General features: G+C 39.2%; 22 protein-coding genes. 7 read left to right on the top strand and 15 right to left on the bottom strand.

What is annotated here, in order from left to right; genetic code table 11:
* Positions 1 to 6: 6 nt before the first annotated feature.
* Both AC0L7T_RS04900 and AC0L7T_RS04895 read left to right on the top strand, forming a co-directional pair.
* Positions 7 to 2,427 (top strand): glycoside hydrolase family 95 protein, encoded by a 2,421-nt coding sequence (locus AC0L7T_RS04900; RefSeq protein ID WP_473341362.1) that lies wholly within the window; start codon positions 7 to 9, stop codon positions 2,425 to 2,427.
* A 996-nt stretch (positions 2,428 to 3,423) separates the two neighbouring features.
* Positions 3,424 to 3,801: a nuclear transport factor 2 family protein gene (locus tag AC0L7T_RS04895; RefSeq protein WP_473341361.1), complete on the top strand. Its 378-nt coding sequence runs from the start codon at positions 3,424 to 3,426 to the stop codon at positions 3,799 to 3,801.
* A 114-nt stretch (positions 3,802 to 3,915) separates the two neighbouring features.
* On the opposite strand, the gene AC0L7T_RS04890 is transcribed toward AC0L7T_RS04895, so the two are convergent.
* The 3 genes from AC0L7T_RS04890 to AC0L7T_RS04880 are packed head-to-tail and all read right to left on the bottom strand — an operon-like array spanning position 3,916 to position 5,429.
* Positions 3,916 to 4,866: a HipA domain-containing protein gene (locus AC0L7T_RS04890; RefSeq protein ID WP_473341360.1), complete on the bottom strand. Its 951-nt coding sequence runs from the start codon at positions 4,864 to 4,866 to the stop codon at positions 3,916 to 3,918.
* A complete protein-coding gene (locus AC0L7T_RS04885; protein ID WP_473341359.1) occupies positions 4,859 to 5,194 on the bottom strand; it encodes a HipA N-terminal domain-containing protein in 336 nt (111 codons plus the stop codon). The genes AC0L7T_RS04890 and AC0L7T_RS04885 overlap by 8 nt, the downstream gene beginning before the upstream one ends.
* Entirely contained in the window at positions 5,181 to 5,429 is a 249-nt protein-coding gene (locus AC0L7T_RS04880; protein ID WP_339901167.1) for a helix-turn-helix transcriptional regulator, read from the bottom strand. Before AC0L7T_RS04880 ends, AC0L7T_RS04885 begins: the two co-directional genes overlap by 14 nt.
* Positions 5,430 to 5,617: 188 nt before the next feature.
* On the opposite strand from AC0L7T_RS04880, the gene AC0L7T_RS04875 reads away from it, so the two are divergent.
* Positions 5,618 to 5,749: a hypothetical protein gene (locus AC0L7T_RS04875; RefSeq protein WP_473341358.1), complete on the top strand. Its 132-nt coding sequence runs from the start codon at positions 5,618 to 5,620 to the stop codon at positions 5,747 to 5,749.
* Between the two features lie 224 nt (positions 5,750 to 5,973).
* Complete coding sequence (locus AC0L7T_RS04870) at positions 5,974 to 6,105, top strand: hypothetical protein (protein WP_473341357.1); 132 nt, start codon at positions 5,974 to 5,976, stop codon at positions 6,103 to 6,105.
* Between the two features lie 141 nt (positions 6,106 to 6,246).
* Here AC0L7T_RS04870 and AC0L7T_RS04865 read toward each other — a convergent pair whose 3' ends face one another.
* The 7 genes from AC0L7T_RS04865 to AC0L7T_RS04835 all read right to left on the bottom strand — a co-directional run bounded on the left by AC0L7T_RS04865 (position 6,247) and on the right by AC0L7T_RS04835 (position 15,195).
* Positions 6,247 to 7,320, bottom strand: coding sequence for a BF3164 family lipoprotein (locus AC0L7T_RS04865; protein ID WP_473341356.1), 1,074 nt, complete (start codon positions 7,318 to 7,320; stop codon positions 6,247 to 6,249).
* Positions 7,321 to 7,325: 5 nt separating this feature from the next.
* The gene (locus AC0L7T_RS04860; RefSeq protein WP_473341355.1) at positions 7,326 to 8,453 is read right to left on the bottom strand and encodes a BF3164 family lipoprotein; all 1,128 of its coding nucleotides are present in this window, start codon (positions 8,451 to 8,453) and stop codon (positions 7,326 to 7,328) included.
* Positions 8,454 to 8,521: 68 nt separating this feature from the next.
* Entirely contained in the window at positions 8,522 to 10,186 is a 1,665-nt protein-coding gene (locus tag AC0L7T_RS04855; RefSeq protein WP_473341354.1) for a BF3164 family lipoprotein, read from the bottom strand.
* Positions 10,187 to 10,552: 366 nt separating this feature from the next.
* Positions 10,553 to 11,455 carry a TraB/GumN family protein gene (locus AC0L7T_RS04850; RefSeq protein ID WP_473341353.1) on the bottom strand — a complete coding sequence of 301 codons (903 nt, stop codon included), beginning with the start codon at positions 11,453 to 11,455 and terminating at the stop codon, positions 10,553 to 10,555.
* A complete protein-coding gene (locus AC0L7T_RS04845) occupies positions 11,440 to 12,342 on the bottom strand; it encodes a hypothetical protein (protein WP_473341352.1) in 903 nt (300 codons plus the stop codon). The genes AC0L7T_RS04850 and AC0L7T_RS04845 overlap by 16 nt, the downstream gene beginning before the upstream one ends.
* A gap of 442 nt (positions 12,343 to 12,784) precedes the next feature.
* Complete coding sequence (pafA, locus tag AC0L7T_RS04840; protein ID WP_473341351.1) at positions 12,785 to 14,428, bottom strand: alkaline phosphatase PafA; 1,644 nt, start codon at positions 14,426 to 14,428, stop codon at positions 12,785 to 12,787.
* Between the two features lie 122 nt (positions 14,429 to 14,550).
* Entirely contained in the window at positions 14,551 to 15,195 is a 645-nt protein-coding gene (locus tag AC0L7T_RS04835; RefSeq protein ID WP_473341350.1) for a carboxypeptidase-like regulatory domain-containing protein, read from the bottom strand.
* Between the two features lie 147 nt (positions 15,196 to 15,342).
* Between AC0L7T_RS04835 and AC0L7T_RS04830 the strand changes: the two genes are divergently transcribed.
* From AC0L7T_RS04830 to pruA, 3 genes are all read left to right on the top strand, one after another.
* Positions 15,343 to 15,726 (top strand): ArsR/SmtB family transcription factor, encoded by a 384-nt coding sequence (locus tag AC0L7T_RS04830; RefSeq protein WP_473341349.1) that lies wholly within the window; start codon positions 15,343 to 15,345, stop codon positions 15,724 to 15,726.
* A gap of 6 nt (positions 15,727 to 15,732) precedes the next feature.
* Entirely contained in the window at positions 15,733 to 16,428 is a 696-nt protein-coding gene (locus AC0L7T_RS04825; protein ID WP_473341348.1) for a YjjG family noncanonical pyrimidine nucleotidase, read from the top strand.
* Between the two features lie 79 nt (positions 16,429 to 16,507).
* Positions 16,508 to 18,145 carry an L-glutamate gamma-semialdehyde dehydrogenase gene (gene pruA, locus AC0L7T_RS04820; RefSeq protein ID WP_473341347.1) on the top strand — a complete coding sequence of 546 codons (1,638 nt, stop codon included), beginning with the start codon at positions 16,508 to 16,510 and terminating at the stop codon, positions 18,143 to 18,145.
* 46 nt (positions 18,146 to 18,191) lie between these two features.
* Here the strand turns inward: pruA and AC0L7T_RS04815 are convergent, their stop codons facing one another.
* From AC0L7T_RS04815 to AC0L7T_RS04795, 5 genes are all read right to left on the bottom strand, one after another.
* Entirely contained in the window at positions 18,192 to 19,706 is a 1,515-nt protein-coding gene (locus AC0L7T_RS04815) for a glycoside hydrolase family 32 protein (protein ID WP_473341346.1), read from the bottom strand.
* A gap of 19 nt (positions 19,707 to 19,725) precedes the next feature.
* Complete coding sequence (locus AC0L7T_RS04810; RefSeq protein WP_473341345.1) at positions 19,726 to 20,934, bottom strand: sensor histidine kinase; 1,209 nt, start codon at positions 20,932 to 20,934, stop codon at positions 19,726 to 19,728.
* A gap of 132 nt (positions 20,935 to 21,066) precedes the next feature.
* The gene (locus AC0L7T_RS04805; protein ID WP_473341344.1) at positions 21,067 to 22,377 is read right to left on the bottom strand and encodes an ABC transporter permease; all 1,311 of its coding nucleotides are present in this window, start codon (positions 22,375 to 22,377) and stop codon (positions 21,067 to 21,069) included.
* Positions 22,367 to 23,269, bottom strand: coding sequence for an ABC transporter ATP-binding protein (locus AC0L7T_RS04800; RefSeq protein ID WP_473341343.1), 903 nt, complete (start codon positions 23,267 to 23,269; stop codon positions 22,367 to 22,369). The genes AC0L7T_RS04805 and AC0L7T_RS04800 overlap by 11 nt, the downstream gene beginning before the upstream one ends.
* 67 nt (positions 23,270 to 23,336) lie before the next feature.
* On the bottom strand, positions 23,337 to 24,224 hold the full coding sequence (locus AC0L7T_RS04795) for a hypothetical protein (protein ID WP_473341342.1): 888 nt from the start codon (positions 24,222 to 24,224) through the stop codon (positions 23,337 to 23,339).
* Between the last annotated feature and the right edge of the window lie 11 nt (positions 24,225 to 24,235).

Raw genomic sequence — 24,235 nt, 5'->3', positions numbered from 1 at the left:
AGTATTATGCCTGTCCATCAAATCCACCATCGAATGCGCCCCCTTATCCTACCCTTCCTTACGTTCCTGACATTGTTACTTGGAGCTTGTCAAAGTGATACCAATAAAACAAACGATTCAAAAAAAATGCAGCTTTGGTACACTTCCCCCGCCAATGAATGGCTGGAAGCACTGCCAATAGGCAACGGGAGATTAGGCGCCATGATTTTTGGAGGAGTAAAGGAAGATCAAATCCAGCTAAATGAGGAAAGCCTTTGGGCAGGTATGCCGGAAGATCCTTACCCCGAAGATGTCCGCAAGCATTATGCTGCCTTTCAGGAATTGAATATGGAAGGTAAATACGAAGAAGCCTTAAATTATGGCATGGAACATTTGGCCGTATCGCCTACTTCCATTCGGTCCTATGAACCCCTTGGAGAATTGCACATTACTTTTGACCATCAAAAATCTCCTGAAAATTACCGAAGGACGCTAGACATGGAAACGGGCATGGTCACTTCAACCTACACTATTGATGGGAAAAGATACCTGCGGGAAGCATTTTCTTCCGACAAATACGACGTGATCTTTTATCGTTTTGAGAGTTTGGATGGAGAGCCGGTAAACAGTACTATTCGTTTTGATCGGGAAAAAGACATTGTTCAAAGCATAGGTGAAGGTGAGATACTTATTGTAGATGGTCAGGTATTTGACGACCCTGACGGCTATGATGACAATGTCGACGGCTCAGGTGAAACCGGATTACACATGAAATTCGCTTCCCAAATAACGGCTACTTTGGACGATGGCAGCATCAGTGGAAATGAGAATACCCTCAAGATCAAAAACAGCACAGGGTATACCGTTATTGTCAGTGCAGCGACGGATTATAATTTAGCCAAGCTGAACTTTGACAGAAACATTGATGCAAAAGACAAGTCTTTAAAATCATTAAAAGGAGCCCTGGAAACAGCTTATAAAACAGCTAAAAAGGCACATACTGCAGCCCACAGTGCAATGTTTAACCGGGTAGCGCTATCTTTAGGAAGTCCACTTCAGGACACCATTCCTACTGACAAAAGACTAGATCAGGTGCGAGAAGGTACCAATGACAACCACATTACGGAATTGTTTTTTCAATACGGCAGGTATCTTTTGATGGGCAGTTCTGTCAACAGAGCCAACCTACCTGCCAACTTGCAGGGTATCTGGAACAAGGAGATGTGGGCTCCCTGGGAATCGGATTTCCACCTGAACATCAACTTACAAATGAACTACTGGCCTGCTGATCAGACCAACTTATCCGAGGCCTTTGTTCCATTGTCAAATTTCATAGTGCAACTGGCGAAAAATGGGGAGACAACTGCAGAAAAATTTATTGGATCCTCCGGCTGGATGGCACACCATGTTAGCAATCCTTTTGGAAGAACTACTCCATCAGGATCCACCAAGGACTCTCAAATGACCAATGGCTATTCCAACCCACTTGCCGGAGCATGGATGTCCCTCTCCTTATGGAGGCATTATGAGTTCACGCAAGACCAGGAGTATTTAAAGGAGACAGCTTATCCTGTCCTGGCTGGTGCAGCACAATTTATTTTGGACTTCCTGAAGGAGAATGAAAAAGGTGAATTGGTCACTTCCCCTTCTTACTCACCGGAAAATGCCTATATAGATCCAAAAACAGGTAAAGCCACAAGAAACACAACTGCTGCCAGCATGGACATCCAAATCATCAATGACATCTTCAATGCCTGCTTGAAAGCAGAGGAAATCATTGGAGACGAGCAATTGACTGCAGCCATAGAAAAAGCATCCAACAAATTACCACCGATCAAAATCGGGAAAAACGGCACCCTTCAGGAATGGTATGAAGACTATGAAGAAGTGGAACCTGGCCACCGACACATGTCTCATTTGTATGCCTTGTATCCTTCCAACCAAATCACAAAGGCTACTCCTGAATTATTTAAAGCAGCAGAGAAAACCATTGAAAGGCGATTGACATACGGTGGCGCCGGACAGACGGGCTGGAGCAGGGCATGGATCATCAATTTCTTTGCGCGCTTGCAAAAGGGAGAAGAAGGACTTGAACATATCCATGAGATGATGGCCACTCAATTGTCTCCCAATATGTTTGACTTGCTGGGTAAAATTTTCCAGATCGAAGGCAACTTTGGCGCAACCGCAGGCATAGCCGAAATGCTAGTACAGTCACATGAAAAAGGAATCATCCGATTGTTACCAGCCCTACCTAAAGCCTGGAACACAGGTGAAGTAAAAGGACTGAAGGCCAGGGGCAACTTTGAAATAAGCATGGAATGGGAAGATGGTAAACTTAAAAAAGCAGCGATTCTGTCCATTTCCGGTGGAAAGACCAAGGTTGTATGTCAGGGCAAGGAATGGGAAATAGACCTGGAAAAAGGAGCTTCACAGGTCCTTTTATAAATTTTAATAAAATGGTTAGACCTGGAGGGGGATAGCTTCAGCCCCACAGGCAACAGCCTGTGAGACTTTTTGAATGCATAAAGAAGCCTGAAGGACTTCAACAATAATAACCAAGTGGTTTCACCCCAGGGAAATCGGTATATATTGCCAAAACCATAACGTCACTTTCCTAGATAAAAACCAAATTCTAATCAATACGGAAAACAAAAACCCCGACAGGGGTGAAATGATTATAGCCGGTGGCCTCAGCCACCGGATTAGTGAATAAAACACTAATTGATTTTGGCGGCATTGTTGCTTTTTTTTTCTGCAACAATACTGACAAAATCATAACGTCAATTTCCTACCGTGATCGTGCATTATTTCATTTGTCCTCACCTAGCCCCAACAGGGCGAAATATCTCAGTCACGGGTACCAGCCAGTGAGACGTCATTTTAGAACACATCAAGAAGCCTGAAGGGCTTCAACAACAATAACCGTGTGGTGTCAACCCACGGTAAACGGAATATACCGCCAATTGATTTTGGCGGCATTGTTGCTATTTTTCTGCAACAATGCTGACAAAATCACAACGTCAATTTCCTAACCTGATCGCGCATTATTTCAAATGACCTCACCAAGCCCTGACGGGGCGCAATATATTAGCCAAGGGTGTCAGCACTTGGTGAAAAACGGTAGACACACCTTGATTTTGGCGGTATTGTTGATTTTTTTCTGCAACAATGCTGACAAAATCACAACGTCAATTTCCCAAATAAAAACCAAATCCTAATCAATACGGAAAACAAAAACCCCGACAGGGGTGAAATGATTATAGCCGGTGGCCTCAGCCACCGGATTAGTGAATAAAACACTAATCGATTATGGCGGCATTGTTGCTATTTTTCTGCAACAATGCTGACAAAATCATAACCTCTGAGATAGCTAAACGTTTCTTATTGGAATTTTCAGATTAATCTAACCCATACAATCCTCATTGCAAAAAACCTAAAACCATGGACACCGAAACAAACAAAAAAAACGCCATCAGCTTTTACAAAACGGCCTACCTCGGAAAGCCAAAAGAGGCGATAGAAAAATATGTGGGTAAGGAATACATTCAACACAACCCCGCAGTAGCCAATGGCACCCAGGGTTTTATTGATTATTTTGATAAAATGCAGCGAGAATACCCCAAAAAATCCATCGAATTTTTACGTTGCATCGCAGAAAGTGACTTGGTGGCCCTTCATACCCGGCAAATCTGGCCAGGAAATGACCAATACGTCACCATGGACTTTTTCAGATTTGATGAAGCCGGTAAAATCTGCGAACACTGGGATGCCATCCAACAAGTACCTACCGATGCAGCCAATAACAATGGCATGTTTTAGTTACGGTAATTGAATATTTCATGTCTTTATAAATTCCCTTAAAATAGGAAGGAGTAGATGCAATCTACTCCTAGCAGGCTTAACAAGCTATTCGAATAATCTTAACCAATTGAATTACAATCTTATCTGTTTGGCTTTTTTCCCAATCATTACCTGATAGGCATCTTTCATTTCATCCGTAAGAAAGCTTTTTTCCACAAACGCATGCCATTTAGGTATCGCTTTTTTGAAACGTTGGAAGATGTTATCGAAAGCTTTTTGATCAATTTCAAACCTAGCCATAGCTGCTTCAAAATCCTTGCGAGTTATTTTCTTTTTCTTACCATTTAGGGTAAGTGCTAATTCTTCGCTATCTCCTTCAACAACCAATTGAGCTGCTATCATGTCGTAAGCAGGGCTCAGGTTGTACCCCTTTTCCGGATCCTTCAACAGGGAGAAGTTTTTCAGGTGCATGTCGTTGTTGCCGGTAAGGTAGCAAAACACCACCTGCTCAAAAAAGTTGATGATATCAAATCCAGGATTGTTCGAAAACTGAACCAATGCTTTTCCAATCTGTTCATAAGAACCACGATATTTTGATTCTGTTAACCGATCGGTCAATTGACACATGTCTTCCATGTGGAATTTTCGTTTTCCTTTTCTATCTATTCGTTTGGTAATGTAAGAAAGCTCACCTGACTTTAACCGTATCAGAGAATGCGGGACCGTCCTAATACCTGCTATAGCTGCCAGATGCATCGTGAGATCTTCAAGCTCCGGCAAACTTTTGTAATGCTCACTTGGTGGTTTCAAAATGTATTCTCCCCAAAAATCCATAATAGTCAGTTTTTGAGGCTTATCTTTTTCATCCATGGTTTGTAGCCCTAGGGAGAGTTTTGCTTGGACTCCGGGCACAGTCGATTGACTCTGTATGATCTTTTCAGCCAGTTCCAACATCTGATCATTTGTATATACTAATAGGGGAGGAAGAGGCTTACCGAAAATTTTCTTGCTGCATTTTGAGTGAAAATCTATTTCGCCTCCATCCAGTTTCTGGTAACAGTATAAACAGTTTCTCTTACTCATTTTCATTGTCCTCTTCTATGGATTGAATGCTCACTGCACCTATGCAGTCCTGACATGTTTTAAGTAACAAACCCATTCGATCACGGGCATTTAGTTTCCAGTTTTTTTCAGCGATCTCCAATAACCACCCTTCCGGTATCAAACCGTCAAAAAAGGGGAAAAGCACTTTATCCTTAAAAGGTTTTTCCTGCAGCGGAAGTGTCAAACTTACGGGCTCTGCATTGTCCTTTTTCAGATAATCATTACTGTATTGAAAATGATATCCTTCCTCATCCTCTTTAAGGATTCCAGCCCAATTATTATACATAAAAACTTTAGCCTTTCTCATGAATCAGTTTATTTCGGTTCATTGGCACTGGCCCAAGTTCAAAACCAAACAATACCAGTACCTGGTTAACTTTATCCATTTGAAGGGAAGGTTTATCACGTTCTAGTTCGCGTACAAAACGCAACCCTACGCCAGCTTTATCTGCCAGCTCTTTCTGGGTTAGCCCTAAGTCCTTTCTTTTTTCTTTTACAAACCTGCTTAATAGAAGTGCAATTGAGTGATTTCCAGAATTCATTCGTATATTATTACCCGTTCGGGTATAAATATACGATAATTAGGTAATAATATACCCGATAGGGTATGAATTGTGTTATTAACTAATTTTTATACCCGATAGGGTATAATTAATAAATTGCAGAACTACTTCTTAATATTTATTTGGCTAAATATTATAATGCTACTACGGGCAAATCATAATAGTAGATGATCGTTACAACTGTAATCAAAACACAGCGGAATTTTTTCAGATTTGATGAAGCCGGAAAAATCTGCGAACACTGGGATGCCATCCAGCAGGTACCTACCGATGCAGCCAATAACAATAGCCTGTTTTAGTTGCGGTAATTGAATATTTCATGTCTTTATAAATTTCCTTAAAATAGGAAGGAGTAGATGCAATCTACTCCTAGCAAGGGTAATAATATACCCGATAGGGTATGAATTGTGTTATTAACCAATTTTTATACCCGATAGGGTATAATTAACAAGTTGCAGAACTACTTCTTAATATTTATTTGGCTAAATATTATAATGCTACTACGGGCAAATCATAAAAGTTGATGATCGTTACAACTGTAATCAAAACACAGCGGAATTTTTTCAGATTTGATGGGGCTGGAAAAATCTGCGAACACTGGGATGCCATCCAGCAGGTACCTACCGATGCAGCCAATAACAATAGCAGGTTTTAGTTGCGGTAATTAATATTTAATTTCTTTATAAATTCCCTTTAAATACGAAGGAGTAGATGCAATCTACTCCTAGCAAGTGACAGTAAGGCATCTTTTTCAACAAGGATTGACCTAGCATCAAATCTGTTTAAATTAACATGCTTAATCTGGGATTTTGAAAGCAACAACATTTGGTTCCTCATCGATGCTGACCCCATATATTATTCCGTTTACTTCATCTACGGTAAAGCTTGTCAGAGGATAGTCTAAGGTATAATGCCTTACTATATTTCCCTGATAATCAAAAACGAACATTCTGTTCAGTTTGTCTGGATCACTAATATTCCTGAAGCTCTTCCCCAAATGGAGTCCATATATTAATTTTTCTCCCGCAAAGCTATCCAAATATTTTACGGTAAGTGTCTTAATATTCATAGCCGCCATGGGATATCCCATACTATAGTCTACCTCAAATTCGGGAACTTCATCTACAGGCCCTCTAATGGAAAGTATCTTTCCTGATGCTTTATCCAATACATCGATAAAATCTCGTCTTGATCCGGCAGATATAAATTTACGTTTATCAGGTGAGGCCTTTATTCTTCCCTGATGGATACTACTGATCACATTGTAGGGAATGTCTTTTCTTTCGAACATGCTGTCCCATTTACCATAGGTAGCCAAAGTATCCCCATTTAGAGAAACCTCAAAAAATTTATCATTACCGTCCACCATCGTAACCAATAAGCTAGTATCTGAAGCCCAAGTTAAATCCATTACATAATGAAAAATTTCTCCCAATCTCAACTGGCTATCTGCCAATTTAGAAGTATCTCCGGTAACTGAGTACTTCGAAAAAATAGTTTGTTCTAAATCATAGCACCAGAAGCTTTCCTTTTCAGAGGCATTCTCTAGTTTAGATACCATAGTTGCTTCTCTCGGACCAAGACCATTTTTCCCAGTGCTACGAATGTACTTCTCGGATTTAATGTCAAGGATATGCAAAAGATTATCATTGGTCTTTTCACTTACCACTAAGTAATCCCCTAAACACAAAATATATCTAGGATTTATGATGTTAGGGAAATTGTATTTCTTCCCTCTTAGCGCAATCGGATCAGGAAGGTCTTCCTCATCAAAAACCACTATTGCTTCCTTGCCTTTTTCCTCAGCTGAGGGAGAACAGCCTAAGCCAAATACTAGAAACACAATGAAAGTCAGAAAATTATTGTTCATAATACCTAGAGGTTAAAGTCAAAAACCACCACGCCAGGATCTATATCAGTAGTGATTCCAAAAATTCGCTGGCGCTCTTCGTCAACTGTAAAGGACTTTATAGGAGTATTCAATTTAAAAACGGTTTTGATATTTCCTAAAAGATCAAAGACAAACAGATTCGTTTCTCCCCTTCCTTGCGCCATAATTTCACTGTCCGTTTTTCCTGAATAGAGGCCAAAAACATGATCCTTACCTAAAAATGCATCCATATAGGCCAAAGGATGATCCGAAGTAATAACGGCTCCCGCATCTACTGCCTCGAATTCCGGTATAGCATTTTCGGGACCATTTATTTCAATGATCTCCCCACTTTCCTTATCCAAAATTTCCAAATGGTCTCTGAAAATGCTGGCTTTGATGAATTTACCTGCAATTGGGTCTCCAATTAATTTCCCCTGATGCAGATCTGCTATGACATGGTCTTCAAAATCTCCAGGAACCAAACCTTTCCACTTACCAAAGCCTTTAAGCCATGTTCCATCGGTATTGAATTCTACAAACTTGTCCTCACCATGAGCTAGAAAAGTCATAAACGTACTGTCAGAAGCCCAGGTAATGCCCATGGCCAGGTAGAACGCTTCTTTTTGTCGCACCTGAGTTAAGGCTTTGGCATCAATTACATTATCCAGCCCATATTCCGAAAAAAGCTTTCCTTCCAAACTATGTACCCAAAAGGTGTTCGGGTCAAGCCCTCCTTCAAGATTCCATGCCTTAGGCATTTCTCCAGGTCCATAGCCAACTGCACCAGTTGGGAAAAGATATTCCAAACTGTTCCCATCCAAAACATGGACAAAACTATCCCCTGGAGCTGATTCAATGATTAACAACTTGTCGTTTTTATAAAGAAGTCTACTGGGCATTTTCAATTCCTCGATAAAATACTTTTTACCAAAAAGCTCCTTTTCAAGTGAAGAGATGGAATCCCAAGTAAATGACTTTTTATTGGTATTGCCACTATTCCTACTGCAACTGCAAAATACAGTTGCCCAGATAAAGCAAATAATTACAAGGGAAAAATTACATTTTAACCTTGAACGAAAGCGCCCGTTTTTAGTGGCAACTTTTCTATTTAAGAAATCAACCTTTTTCATTTCACTCACAGCTGATTACATCTTTTACAATTCCCCTAAACACAAACAAAGAATCAAGAATTCAATTTTTACTCCCCATTGGGAAAGGCATCTTTCAAGGTTAGCGTAGCTAAGGCCTCCTGAACCTCCTCATAATAGTGCTCATATAGGTCGCAGCTACCAAAGACGGTTTGAATTATCCTTCCCTCTTTTGTAAAGATGGTAACCTCGCTTTGGCGAGTATATTTAACACCTTTGGAATCAACTAGCTGGTTGGCATAATTTAACCTATAACCTTTAGATTTTTCATCACCACCTATTTCTTTTACCTTAAAGTAAATCAAACTTGAATTGGACCGATAATCAGCTACCATTTTATCCAAAAGGCTCCCTATATCCAAAGCCGCTTCTTTAGGAAATAAAATTCTTACCTGAAGTGAAGCATCTCCGCAAAAGGACTTCCCCTCCCGTTTTGGACTCCTGAAAGAATCATTGGTTAGGTACATGTTGTCTTTTTCATAGTAGTCTTTTTTCACTTCCCCTCTTACAGCAGTATAATTCCACCCTACTGGTAATTTCATTTTGTAATAATCGTTCTCAGCAATGATTTCACTATTAGGGTCGATAATCTGATCTTGCTTTTCGGGTTGTTTGTCTTTCTTTGGGGAAGTCCTTTTTTGGTTTTTACCGATTAGTGGATTGGGTCGCACACCATCTTTTAAATCATACTCGAAAAGTACACCTTCTTTAAAATAAGAAAATCCGTAGATTTTTTGCCGTTTTTCTGAAACAGCATAGCTAGTGAGGAATTGATCCATCGTATAACGTTCCAATAGGTTTCCTTCCCAATCCCAGATTTCCATATGGGGCCGGAATGTCTCAAATTCTTCCATTATCTCACTTTTAGGTTTACCTACAAACATCACATAAATATGATTTTCGGTAGCGTAAGGCTCTACCCAAAAAAGGTCCAACTCTTCACCAGAAACTGGTTTTTCAAGCGCTTCAACGCCTATTTCCTTCAATAATTCTCCCTTGGGATTATAAAACTTGATTTGATTTTGTGAAAAGTAAAATGCAGCCAACCTCCCGTCTCTAGGATTGATCACGGTTGATTTTCCGAAATCCTGATATAGGTTGCCTTGACCACTACCCTGGTTTGTAGATTGTTCGGGATACTTACCAAATGTGGCTACTTCTTTAGCACTAGGCAGGTGTACCATTTGGTATTCCGGCCCTCTCGGTATAGCATCAAAAATATCACAAATATAGGTGGAGTCATTGAGCATAAGCAGCCTGTTCACGGGGCCGGCATTGGAATTGAGTAGTTTCACACTTTCCCCCATAACTGCCCCCTCCTCTTCCATACTAATTTTTCTGAGCTTTGTACCAGAGACGACCACCATATCATCTCCCTTTTTTTGTAAGGAATTTACATTCACATAACTAAATTCATCAGGTCCTTCTCCTAGTTTACCAAAACTGTAAAGGAGGGAAAAGTCAGGCAAACTGAAGACCTTAAACAAGGATTCTTTGCCATTGTCTAGAATAACCGCCTTGTCAGGAAATACCAGTATTTTGGCGGGAATCAGCACAGTACTGTCCATCGCTATTTCTTTGGATATTAAGCTTCCTGAATCCGGGAGCTCACTGATCAACTTCTTTGAAGAATCATTGGATTGACAAGAAAGAAGAAAAAGAGCTGGAAGGAAAAGCGCGCTACTTAGACCGTAGTTTTTTAAATATTTGAACATTAAAAACCTGTTTTAAAATTTAAACCCTATGTATATAGTTCAATTAGAATGGGGATGCATACACATTTCATCAAACTCCAATTTCTTTAATTAAAGGGTTAATTTGTATAGCTTTTATACTTCACATTAATTGAAGGGACCCCGATGAGAAAAAACAACTCCAACTAATTTATTAAAAATTATTGATGTAGAAAATCAATAAGTGGTTTTATTACAAGGATTTAAAAATACCCAATTGCGAATTTCAGCCTTGAAGGGCTTAAGTAACTACAAGCACGGCTTTTCACCCTTGGACGACCCTCTATTCGATCAATCTTCTTAATAAGAAGGAGTAGATGCAATCTACTCCATGCAGGGGAATACCTCCTACTGATTTACTATCACCGGTGAGATCGTATAAGACTGATTTTGCAATTGCTTAATTAATCCACATTCGTACATCAAATGACTTAAGCCTACTGCAATGAAACAGTTGTTCATTTCAAGTAATTTGACAATGTCACTCATCCATTTATTATTCCTATCGGTTAGCAGTAAAATATTACTACAAGGCAGATTGAATTGATAATCGATTTTCATTTGGTTGTACCATTCTGTTTCCTTACAGTAGTTGTTATTTTGGCTCTTGATTTTTGCAATTATATTCGACAGCCTTCTTTTGTGAACCTTTTGTGGCATTCCTTCAACGTCTTTATTGATGAGTTCTATTTGCTCTTCCGTTGTTTCAAGACCAAACAGTTTTACATTATGCTCCTTGGCTTTTAGGGCTATATAATCATCTAAGGTACGGGAAGGATCAGTTTGGTCTTTTGACAGACAAACTTGTTGATTGAAATGCCTGTTCAGAAAAACATACATCTCTGTTGGTGTCATTTTATGAAAATTGGTTGGACTGAAAGCGAACAAATTTTGAACAAAAGTAAGCTCATCTTTTTTCAAGTATTTGGACCATTTGGTCTTGACTGTTCTCCTATTGATTATGTCTTCTGCCAAATGCCCTGAAATATTCAGGTTTTCTTTTATCAGCACTTCACAAGTTCCCAAAGCTTGGTGGACATTATATAAAGTGTCGAAGAAGGATTTTCCAAATGCATGGTGGGTACCAAAAAGATATGAAACCTTGTTCGAATGGCTAGAAGTGACTTTAAATAACACCGTATTTAAGGTGTCGGCACCTATTATATTTTCATCCTGAGCCCAAACAAATTGACAAGAAATAAGCTGAAGATAAAACAGCATGATGACTGTGCGACTCAATGTGCATCCCATATTACTTTTTTGTCATTATCTTCCTTTAGTAAAACCAAATAGGGCTTGGGTGTACTACCATCGAAAATCATTTTAGAAGAAAACAACAGCTTTTCATTGCCCAAAAAAGCTACCCAATGTGGTGTAAGAGGTGCTGCTTGTTGGTAGATGTTTTTTCTCCTTTTTGATTTTTCTACAAGTTCAAATGACCTTTTGCCCCAATACGCAAAAAGTAAGTTACCTTTACTGAAATCTGCATCAAATATTTGGTTTCTATTTAGGGGTGCCTCCTCCACTTCATCTTCTGTTAATTTGGGCCAATGTTCCAAAATAACACCGTTTTGTTGGGTTAAATAACAATCATTCTCAGTCAATATTAGAATGTTGTTGCTTTCTACTGCCCTTATTCTATTTATGGCTTGATCGAACTTAAAATAAGTTGAAGGTTCCCCCCCTTTTTTTAAACGATATATTTCAGGGTATTTACCAAATACCATTTGATTGTCGGCAAGCATAAAAAAACCACCTTCTCCAATTCGCCAATCGTCTTCAAACCAATCCCAAATAACTTTTGGTTTGGTATCGACTTTTGTTTTCAATACCCTAACCTCGAAACTTTGAGTTGCTTGCAGGTGCCTTCTTTCTATAATGTAAATCTCATCCCGATTATTAAAGAGCATATAATCACTTGCAGGAAATTCAGACTTGATAAATACTTCAGGTTTTGAACCCTTGTTCCAAATCATTACACATGCGCTGTGGTTTGGATCATCAATTGGACTGATATAGGACCAAAGCACAGTGTTTTTGACAGTGATCATATTTCCAGTTGGATGAGCAACTCCCCACTGTGAATGGATCAGCATCCACAATATTAAAACAATGGTATGGGATCTAACCAGATTCATTCACCAATTTATTTCCGATATTAACTATTGATAATTAAGACATTAACCTATATAAACATAGGGGAAATGAAAAAAATATCCAAATTATTTACTATCAAACCTAGACCAAGTAAATAAAGGAGAATTTAACCCGGATTATGTTATAGGATTTCTCCACCCTGACAGAAGTCAGGGGTAAAGCCTGTCCCGTGTTTATGGGAAGTGGTGTAATCGCAAGAAAATCAGGCTGTTTGGAGATTTTAGCATAGCACCGTTATGGTGAAATTGAAAACAGCAACGATTGGGTATTTTGAAGTGATTCCATCACGTAATAGAAGGTCTATTGCATATTTCGGGTTTAAAAATTGACTTGACCAATAAAATATAATACGGCATTGCCTGACCAAAAAAAATACCTGACTTAAAGCCAGGCATTTTCTACTAAAAAAACTTTAATGTTTAATTATTTCGCATCTACAATTTCGCCAATTGGCTGACCAGTAGCTCCGCTAGGAAGTCTGGTTTTCAACATCATGGATAAAGTAGGCGCTATATCTGTAATGGTAGCATACCTGCTGCTGCTACCTGGTTTTACACCCCATCCGTAAAATACAATAGGCACATTGGTATCATAGGTATATCCGGTTCCGTGAGTAGTACCTTTGCTCGCATTGGCAAGCCATGCAGGCTCCATGATCACCATCACATCTCCTGAAGATTTGTGGTTGTAACCCATTTGTAACCTATGCTTAAATCCAGTAGTATACTCATACCTTCTTAAGTCATCTGCAATATAGGTCTCTTTAACGCCATCAAAGGTCAAAATAAAATCGGCTACTGCTCTTTGCATCTCTACAAGGGACAAGTCTTTTTCGATAACCAATTCTCTGTTTAGGAATATTTGCTGATTTGAAAAACTTGATATCCAACCACCTGCACCATATTTTTGATTGACAAAATCATTCAATTCGGCCATCATCGTTTTCGTGTCCAAACTTCCTGAAGTCACCATTCTTTCGCTTTTCATGTAGTTAACTACATCAGCAACACCATGATCGGCTGTAAGAAACACAAGGTATTCTCCTTTGCCTATTTCTTTGTCCAGGTAGTCAAAAAATCTGGCCAAATCCCTGTCTAATCGAAGGTAATTGTCCTCAACTTCTATGGCTTGAGGACCAAATCTATGTCCTATATAATCAGGTGAAGAAAAGCTTACTGCTAGAAAATCAGTTTCTCCTCTATTCCCCAATTGCTCTCCTTCTATGGCTGCTAAAGCCATTTCAACAGTAAAGGTATTTCCAAAAGGGGTAGAACTGATCATTCCCAAACCGCCATTGTCCTTCTGTAATTTTTTTAAATCATAAGGAAAAGTAGGTCTGTCTTTGCCTTTAAAAGGAGATTCAAATTCGTTGTCATCGGCAGCTCCCTGTATATAAGTTTCTATTGGGAAAAGTGTTTCCCAGGTCTGATCCAGGTATTTGGATACAAGTTTTCTATTGTTGAATTCTTTCACCCAAGAAGGCAATTCTTCGTAGTAATAACTGGAAGTCATAAAACCACCTGTCTTGCTGTCATACCAATAGGCATCTCCCAGGTGACCAGCAGGTAAGGCTGCGCCTCTGTCCTTAATCGCTACCCCTACTACTTTAGAACGTTTTCCGGTAGCAAATCTTAATTCATCTGTAATGGTGCTACTCAATAAGTTTTTAGGAGAGATTTCCCCACTGCTTTCACTCCCTCCTACAGCTGTAACATCCTGGTCTTCTGCACAGTAAATGTCAGAATCCGTCGCACGGATGTACCAGTTATTGCCTATAATACCATGGGTTGCAGGGGTAGTTCCTGTATAAACTGAAGCATGACCAGGTCCGGTATAAGTAGGAATATAATTGTAATGACCATTCTGCATCATAAATCCATCATGCATCAATCGCTTTAATCCACCTTCAACATACCTGTCGTGAAATCTGTAGAAATATTCCTGTCGCATTTGATCCACAACAATTCCTACCACTAACTTAGGTCGCTCTACTTCCCTTGCGGAATATTCTTGAGCAAAACTGAATTGGGAAAACAATAAGCATCCCAAGATTATCAATCTTTTCATATGGTCTATAATTTAAAATTTCGCCTGTAAATATACCTTTTTGCAAACCTAATGAGGGAAAACAATATCATTAATGATCAAAATTGGGATAAACGGAAGATAAAAGTTTTAAACCTTGATAATTAGTCCTTGTTCTTCAAGTCCCCATTTTTTATGGATTTGATAAACTGCGCCCAGGCAAATGGGTTTAACAATGGCATAGGCCTTGGTCCGTAACGGTCCATTGTTTGTTGGGTTTGTTGGTTGGTAAATTGCCTGAAATTTTCATTGCCTGAAGCTGGCATATCTGCTGCCCAACGCAATAGTAATTGAGGACTTAAATTACCCCTATTTAAAGGTGGTGCAGCATCTATATTGACTGCCAATATTGCATTTTTAAATTCTTCTTCTGTAGGGTAAGGCATTACTTGCACCTCTTGAAGCGCTATTTCATCCTGAACCATGGTGAGAATATAACTCACATCATCCTTTTCTATGTCTTCAGGAATCTTAATACTTTGTCTTTTCAAGCCAATATAGGAAAACACAATGCTATCGCCTGCAACGACAGGCATAGAGAAATAACCAAAACGGTTACTACTGGTTCCCCTACCTTTTCTTGGTACATAAATATTTACACCAGGAATAGCGGTGGTACTATCGGCATTCAGGATTACACCTGAAAACTGAATGACTTTTCTTTCCTGAGTTTCTTGTGAAAAACCATCATTAGCATTTCCAAAAAAACCTATACAAACAACAATTAATATGATTAGCCTTTGTCTCACATTTACAATTTTACATTGGGCAATTCCCTTGAAATTTTGACAAGAAAATTTCGACATTTTTAAATAAGGTCATTGATTTCACGATATTAAGTGAATTACTTTTGAATTCATTATCTTCAAACCGATTTATTTGTTAAAGTTAATTAAATGCGGTTAAAAAACATAAGTTTAAACTACGGAATGCGTGTCTTTAAAGCCCTTTCCGAGGAGTCAAGGGTCCGTATTCTACATTTGCTCATGCAAAACAAGGAATTATGTATATCAGACCTTGAACACATTTTAGAATTCACCCAGACCAAAACAAGTCGACATGTAACTTATTTAAAAAATGCAGGTTTAATTGGCAGCAAAAAAAAGGACCAATGGACCTTTTATTATGTTCTGGACGAGGCGCATGAAATTTTAAATCAAATTTTAAAATTTATTAAAAAAGATCAAAACCTTGTCCGTGATCAGGAGGTTTATGAAATATTGTATTCCAACAGAGAGCTGGCTATCAATAAATTTGAGAACAATCCTTATAGAAAATAATATAAAGTGAAAAAATACACCCACCTGCTTTTTGATCTCGACCATACCCTATGGGATTATGACAGCAATGTCAGGGATTCATTGTCAGAATTATTTACCGATTATGACTTAGGGAATTTAGGCAATCCTGATTTCGAATTGTTTTTTGAAGCCTTTCAAGCAACCAATCATATCCTTTGGGAGCAATTCAATAAGGGGCTGATAGACAAAGATGAACTCAGGGCCATGCGTTTCAAAAAGGTTTTCAGCAGCGCAAAACTTCCAATATCCGAAATACCCAAAGATCTTGAGGAGCAGTTTATTTTAAGAACTTCCTCCAAACCCAAGGTAATGGATCATGCTTTCGAAACATTGGACTATCTGAAAACCATGTATCAATTGCATATTATCACCAATGGATTTAACCTGAGCCAGTACAACAAACTCAAATCTTCAAAATTGGACACTTATTTTGACCTGGTAGTAACTTCTGAAAATTCGGGATTTAGAAAACCCGACAAAAGAATATTCGATCATGCCCTTCTTCATTTAAAAGCTGATGCAAAGCATTGCTTAATGATTGGAGACAATCCACTTTCAGACATTCAAGGGGCTCAAAATGCCAAAATTGATCAGGTTTTTTACAACCCTTTAAAAACCGAGAGCACGATCAGCCCCACTTTTACTATAAATCACTTGTCTGAACTCACTACAATTCTGTAAACAATTCAATTCTGCTAAGCCATCGATATTTTGTATATTTGAGTTATAAGTAGATTGAAAATTAAAACACCATACTATTATGCTAAAAGGCTTTTTTAATGTACCAGAACCAAGCAACGAACCCGTCAGAAATTATGCTCCGGGATCCAAGGAGAGGGGTTCTTTACAGGCTGCCTTAAAAGCAGCCCGTGATCAGGTAGTAGATATCCCGATGTACATCGGAAGTGAAGAAGTAAAGACCGGAAAGACTACCGCTATCTACCCTCCACATGACAGACAGCACCAAATAGGACAATTTCATTCCGGAGACAAAGGACATGTTACCCAAGCCATAAATGCAGCACTAGGTGCTAAACCTGCCTGGGAAAATATGCAATGGGAACAAAGAGCAGCTATATTTTTAAAAATCGCAGATCTCCTTGCAGGGCCCTATCGGGATAAAATCAATGCAGCAACCATGCTGGGGCAATCCAAAAATGCCTACCAGGCAGAAATTGATGCTGCCTGTGAATTGATAGATTTCCTAAGGTTTAATGTCAAATTCATGACAGAAATCTATGCCCAACAACCTCCAATAAGCGGAGAGGGTATATGGAACAGATTGGAGCAAAGACCTTTGGAAGGGTTTGTGTTTGCCATTACGCCTTTTAACTTTACAGCGATAGCAGGAAACCTGCCAACCGCCCCAGCAATGATGGGCAATACGGTCGTATGGAAACCAGCCGAAACTCAAATTTACTCCGCCAAGGTATTGATGGAGGTTTTTAAGGAAGCAGGTTTACCAGATGGTGTGATCAACTTGATCTACGTGGACGGACCTGATGCAGGTGATGTGGTTTTTTCACATCCGGATTTTGCGGGACTTCATTTCACTGGGTCTACCGGAGTGTTCCAATCCCTATGGAAGCTTATTGGGAACAACATCTCCAAGTACAAAACCTATCCTAGAATAGTCGGAGAGACAGGCGGAAAGGACTTTGTAATTGCGCATAAATCTGCTGATCCTAAAGCACTGGCCACAGCATTGAGCCGTGGAGCTTTTGAGTTTCAAGGACAGAAATGTAGTGCAGCCTCCAGGGCTTATATCCCATCTAATCTTTGGGAATTGGTAAAAGAATATTTATTAGCAGATCTTTCCTCTATGAAAATGGGGGGAACAGAAGACTTTGGTAATTTCATCAATGCGGTAATAGATGAAAAAGCCTTTGATAAAATAAGTGCTTATATAGCGGCAGCGAAAACTGCTCCGAATGTAGAAATACTTGCTGGTGGGAATTGTGATAAAACCAAAGGTTTTTTTATTGAACCTACCGTAATCTTAGTACAAGATCCTATGTACAAGACCATGGTGGAAGAGATTTTCGGTCCTGTTCTTACAATCTATGTTTATCAGGCCAATCATTTTGAAGAAGCACTGGAGTTGGTGGACCAAAGTTCTCCCTATGCCCTCACCGGAGCGATCTTCTCCAAAGACAGGTATGCTGTAGAAATGGCCACTATCAAACTTCGACACGCTGCAGGTAACTTCTACATCAATGACAAGCCTACAGGCGCCGTAGTGGGCCAGCAACCCTTTGGTGGATCCAGGGCTTCCGGAACCAATGACAAAGCCGGATCTTTGATCAATTTACTCCGTTGGGTCTCACCAAGGACAATTAAAGAAACCTTTGTCAGTGCTACAGATTATAGGTATCCATTCCTGGGATCAGACAAATAAAACATAAAGAAAAGGCATTACTTGTAAATAAAGTAATGCCTTTTCTTTACCATATTCTTTTAAGCGAATAAAGTTTGTTCTCTACTTCAAAGCCATCTAATAAAAGGTTGGTATAAGCATGTTCTGGAAACACCAATGCCGTCATTGCAAGGGCTCCATCATTGACAAATACTTCGACAGAGGACCTGTCCAATAATATCCTTACCTCATTAATCTTAAGTTCATTAAGTGGGGCCGTCATGACCGAAGCAAAACCTTCCTTGAAGTTGGTAAGACCTGAGTTGGTTCTGTCAATAAATAACTCATCCTCCTTTTTTCCGATAACCAGAATTTCCCCGAAGTCATTTTCAAAGGTAGCTGAGAAATCACCTGCTTTTGGTTTAAGGGAAACTTCTAACAATTCATTTTCAAGTGCAATTTCTTCGCCTTCTATAGCTAAGGTCTGATCCCTTAATTGCTCCAACTCTTTCACCGGATTAGAGGCGAGCCATAGTTCTTCCCCTTCCCTGTACAAGGACAAAGTTCTTGGCAAAGTCATTGCTGAACGCCAAACTTCGGTAGGCACCACTTGCGCGTAGTCCCAATTGCTCATCCAACCGATAAATAGCTTACGCCCATCCGAATCAGGGACATTGGACCAGGTCACACCAGCATAATTGTCTGTCCCATGATCTAACCATTTTATTTCTTCCTGATTGGTGGTAAAGGTTTCTCCATCAAAATCCCCGACAAAATACTGCGTCGCTGATCCTCCGTTAGGCCCACCTGGGTTAATACTCACCAATAACACCCATTTTTCCTCCCCCTCTGGCGATTGCAAAGGAAATAGGTCCGGACATTCCCAAACCCCTCCATAAGCAGCCCAATCAGGGTTAAAATCGCTTTCATGGGTCCATTCCAAAAGGTTTGGTGATGAATAAAAGCTTATTTTGTCCTTTACCGCCAATGACATTATCCAAGCTGTCTTGCCTTCAATCTCGACCTTAGTCACTTTAGGATCTCTGAAATCCTTAATCCCAGGATTGGCAAGAACTGGGTTTCCGCTAAATTTATCCCACGAAACACCATCATCCAGACTGTAGGCAATTCCTTGGGTCTGAAAATCAATCCTACCGGCATCTCCTTTTACATTATCATGATAAGTGTAGATGGCAACTAAAGGTGGGTTTTCGGCTGTACCCAAGCCGCTGCTATTTTCACTATCAAGAACAGCAGAACCGGAAAAGATCCAACCGAGGCTATCCGGAGCTATGGCAACAGGTAAGTTTTTCCATTCAACAAGATTTTTGGAAGTTGCATGTCCCCAATGCATGGGTCCCCAGACATTGCTATCTGGATAGTATTGGTAAAAAAGATGGTATTCGCCTTTATGAAAAACCATGCCATTGGGATCATTCATCCAATTGGCAGGAGGACTAAAGTGGAATTGAGGCCTGTGTGGCTCATTATAATCAGCAGAATTAGTCGTCTCTGCTACAACTTGCTCTTTAACCTTGGTTTGGCAGGAAAACCCGATTAATAAAATAAAAACCAATGCTAGAATCTGCTTTATTCCTTTCATAACAAATGTATTTAATTGATTAATCTATTTCATCTTGTTCTTTGACACCATGCAATACAATCCTAAAAGTTGTGCCTTTCCCTAGTTCTGAAGTATTGACGAATATTCTTCCATTGTGATACCCTTCCATTATTCTTTTGGCCAGTGTCAACCCTAAGCCCCAACCTCTTTTCCTGGTGGTAAACCCAGGATTAAAAACTTTGGTAAACATCTTTTTTTCTAAACCTTTCCCAGTATCAGAAATATCAACAAATACGAATTGTTCGCTTTCCTTCACAATATTGATTCGAATGGCCCCTTGCCCTTTCATGGCATCAACGGCATTTTTACATACATTTTCAATTACCCATTCAAACAATGACCTGTTCATCTGAGCATAGATATTTTCGGCATGAGAATTAAGTTCTATGCTGACTTTATTTGAGATCCTTGGTCTTAAATAATTAATGGCATCTCCGACTATTTGGTAAACGTTTTCTGGTTTAATCACAGGAGTACTTCCTATGTTACTAAACCGCTCTGTCACCATAGTCAATTTATTGATGTCCTTCTCTATTTCCAGAATGACTTCCTGGTTTTCATCATAGACAGGAGAGTTTTTGAGATAATCTATCCAAGCCATCAGGGATGCCAGTGGCGTACCAAGTTGGTGGGCAGTTTCCTTGGTCAAACCAGCCCATAACCTGTTTTGTTCAGCCACTTTACTTTGGTTAAAAAAGGCATAGGCCAAAAGGCTAAAGACCAAAATCACCGAAAGTTGAACATAAGGATAATATTGTAATCGTGTGAGAAGATCGGAATTTCTATAATAAATAAAAACATCATCCGAAAGGCTAATAGGCTCATAAAGTGCTTTCATGGATTCCAGTTCATCCAATAAATGAAGCCTTATCTCCTCCTCCGAACTATTTGGTGCAAAATTAATATTTTTATACTCGATAGGTTCTCCATCTGGGTTTACAGTAATCACCGGAATAGACTTATTCTCTTGGATAATCACCTGGAAGACAAAAGTTAGGTTGTCGGAATTTACGGAGGCATATTCTAAGGCTTCGGCATACAAATCTACCTGACGTTTTTCCCGAATTTTAAGCTCCTCTACCAGAGTATTGGTATAATATATTGATCCCAGGCCTATGACAAAGGAAAAAATAAATATGGCCCATTTTACTTTCTCCCTATTTTTATAAAGATCTAAGGAGGCTAGGTCTTGGAATTTTCTCTTCATTGCAAAATTTGGTGTTCCCGAACTTAAGTAAGTTCATAATGAGAAACAATATAAACCATGCATTATTGCCTAGAATGGAAGAAAATTCTATAACTAATAATCAAATAATGCATACAGATTAATAGGTCAACCCTAGTTTTGCTTCAACCATTTCCAAAGCACTTTATAGTTCACCTTCGAACCATGGACCAATATTCCTATCCTGTAGATTTTCCCTGCAAGCCAGGTGGTGGATAAAAAACCCGCCACCAATAGTGATATAGAAAGAGCCAATTCGTGCCATGGCACCCCAAAGCTCACCCTGCCCATCATTGCTACTGGAGAGGTAAAAGGAATAATGGAAAGCCAAAAAGAAACATTACTATTGGGATCGTCTAACACAAAAATAAACAACCCCATATAGGCTACCAATAAGGGAATTGTTACAGGAAACATGAACTGTTGCGCATCGGAAGGACTGTCTACAGCAGCTCCTATGGCTGCAAAAAAGGCTCCATATAACAGAAACCCGCCTACAAAATACACTAAAAATGTGAGGGTGATTTGTACAAAATCCAACCCCTGTACCATCTGCAATACTTCTAATAATTCAGGGTTACCTTCGACCGCAAACATTTCTTGCTGATTAGACATTTCCAGCATTTGCTGTTGGGGCATTTTCATGCCAAAATATCCCATGACTACGGAAGACACTGCACTGATCAATAGTATCCAAATCAGAAATTGGGTTAGCCCTACGGCTCCAATACCTATAATTTTACCCATCATCAGCTGGAAAGGCTTGAGTGAGGAAACCAAAATCTCGATAATCCTACTGGATTTTTCTTCTATCACTCCTTGCATAACCTGGTTGCCATACACAAAAATAAAGGTGTAAATCAGTATCCCCGCAAGAAAACCTATGGCATAATTCACTACTGAATTAGAAATACGTTCACCTCCAGCTTCACTAACAATAATCGTTTGTATATCGACATTCGTCTTATAAGAAGACAAAATCTCGGGATCAATCCCTGAAGCTTCAAGTCTAAAAGCTTCCACTTTCCTTTGCAACAGTAATTGCAAGCTGGTGATCATCGAAATAGGCGGCGTCTCTTCACTGTAAAAAACAACCCCTTTAGGATTTTCCAAATCCAGATCAGGAATATACAATAACCCAAACCTTGCTCCTTCTTGCACCAATAATTTGGCATCTTCTTGTCCTAAACCGCTATAAGAAAAGGAATACAACTCATCACTTTCTAAAAAAAACGAATTGTTTTCATCTACGACTTCTATCACTTTCCTGCTTTCACTTGTAGCATCAGACATTCCTATCCATAAAAATAGCCCTAGGATAGTAGGAAATACAAGGGGGGTAATAAGTGTAGCGAGAAGAAACGAACGTTTTTTTACTCTTGCTAAGTATTCTCTTTGGATAACTAAGAAGATTTTATTCGCCATGACTTTCATTGATTTTTTGAATGAATATCTCTTCTATGCTTGGAACAATTTCTTCAAAGCCAAGAATTTCTCCTTCGCACATAAGGGCTTTCAATACATCATTTGGTTTCTGCTCATTCAGCCTCAACTTAAATTCAAGAACCCCTTCAATTCTTTGTAAGTCTTCTCCAGGTGGCTCAAAATCCATACTTTCAGGAATCATTTTAACCCTAAAAACATTTGTTTTTGCTTGCTCTTTTATTGATTTTACGGTACCATCTAAAATTTTCTTTGACTGGTTGATCATAGCTATCTGATCGCAAAGCAACTCTACAGATTCCATTCTATGGGTAGACAAGACAATGGTCACCCCTTGATTTCTCAATTCAAGAATTTCATTTTTGATGATTTCAGCATTAACAGGGTCAAATCCAGAAAAAGGTTCATCCAAGATAAGTAAATCAGGACGATGGATGACGGTTGCTATGAATTGTACTTTCTGAGCCATCCCTTTAGACAAGTCCTGGATTTTCTTGTCTTTCCATTGGGTTAGACTGAGTTTTTCAAGCCAATCGGTAATTTTTTGTTTGGCCTCATTCTTCCGAAGGCCTTTAATTTGAGCAAAATACAACAATTGCTCCTTTACTTTCATCCCCTTATATAGGCCTCTTTCTTCGGGTAGGTAACCAATGTTCCGCACATGGTCCATCTTTAGAGGCTGCTCATTGATAAAAATTTCCCCGGAATCCCGGTCTATAATTTGATTGACAATCCTAATGAGCGTTGTTTTACCCGCGCCGTTGGGGCCCAATAATCCAAATATTTTTCCTTGACTTACAGAAAGGTCGAAATCTTTGAGTGCCACATGTGATCCATAGGATTTATTTAATGATCGAATGCTTAGTATTTCCAAATGAACAAAAGTTTAACAACTGGTTTGAAACTTTATTATGAACAGAAATCACCATCCAAAAATCTAACTATTCCAAAGATACGGAACCCACTGAAACATCTATTAGAAAGACCATCAGATTTTCGGCATCTTTGCTATAGCCCTTGCTCACATAGGTTTTATCAGCGATTTTTTTAAGATTGAAAGGCACTTTGGTCCTACACATTGCAGTTGATTTGATCTTGACCAGATAAGGTAAATCCTTGGGAGGTAGTTTTATATTTACTGAACCAGCACCTACCATTGTATGAATTTGAGAGGGGCCGGCCATGGTGTCATTAAAAGTTAAATTAACCGAACCGTAATTGACATCAAACATCAGTAACCGGGCATTGGAAAATTGCAGGTCATTGGCGTAAACGGAGCCCATATTGATCGCTACCGCAAGCGTATCCATACTAACCGAATTGGATACTTGGCTGGCATAATCTAAAAAAACGTCAGCTGAGGCTGTTTTGACAATGCAGTTTGAAACCGGAAGGTTTGAAAAATCTATCCAGGCTTTGCCTATCCCAAATTGAAAATGAAGATCGTAAAGGTAATTCGGATCCAAGCCGACCTCCCATTTGTGATCATAATCATCATCCCCACTGGAGAAAAGCCTATAGGATAAGTTTTTGCTTAAACTTTCAGATTCTACATTCTTATGTTCAAGTGAAGCATGAAGTACGCCATCTATAAGGCTGTGCGAAAAAGAAGGAAGAATATTTACCTTTCCAAGCTCAGCATCTACAAACAATGGGATTCCATGATAGGAACGACTTATATGAGACACTCCTTTATAACTAGAGAAATTAAGACTCACCAAATTGATGTCCTTTTGCTCAGTAACTTCAAAATGGCGCTGGATTTGCGCTTCGGATGAAATGACCACAAAAATGATTAAACAGATCGATATATTTAATTCCTTAAACATAGGGAATTAAT

The sequence above is a fragment of the Cyclobacterium sp. 10D3-21 genome (assembly GCF_055809755.1).
This window is presented reverse-complemented; position numbering and strand designations above follow the sequence as displayed.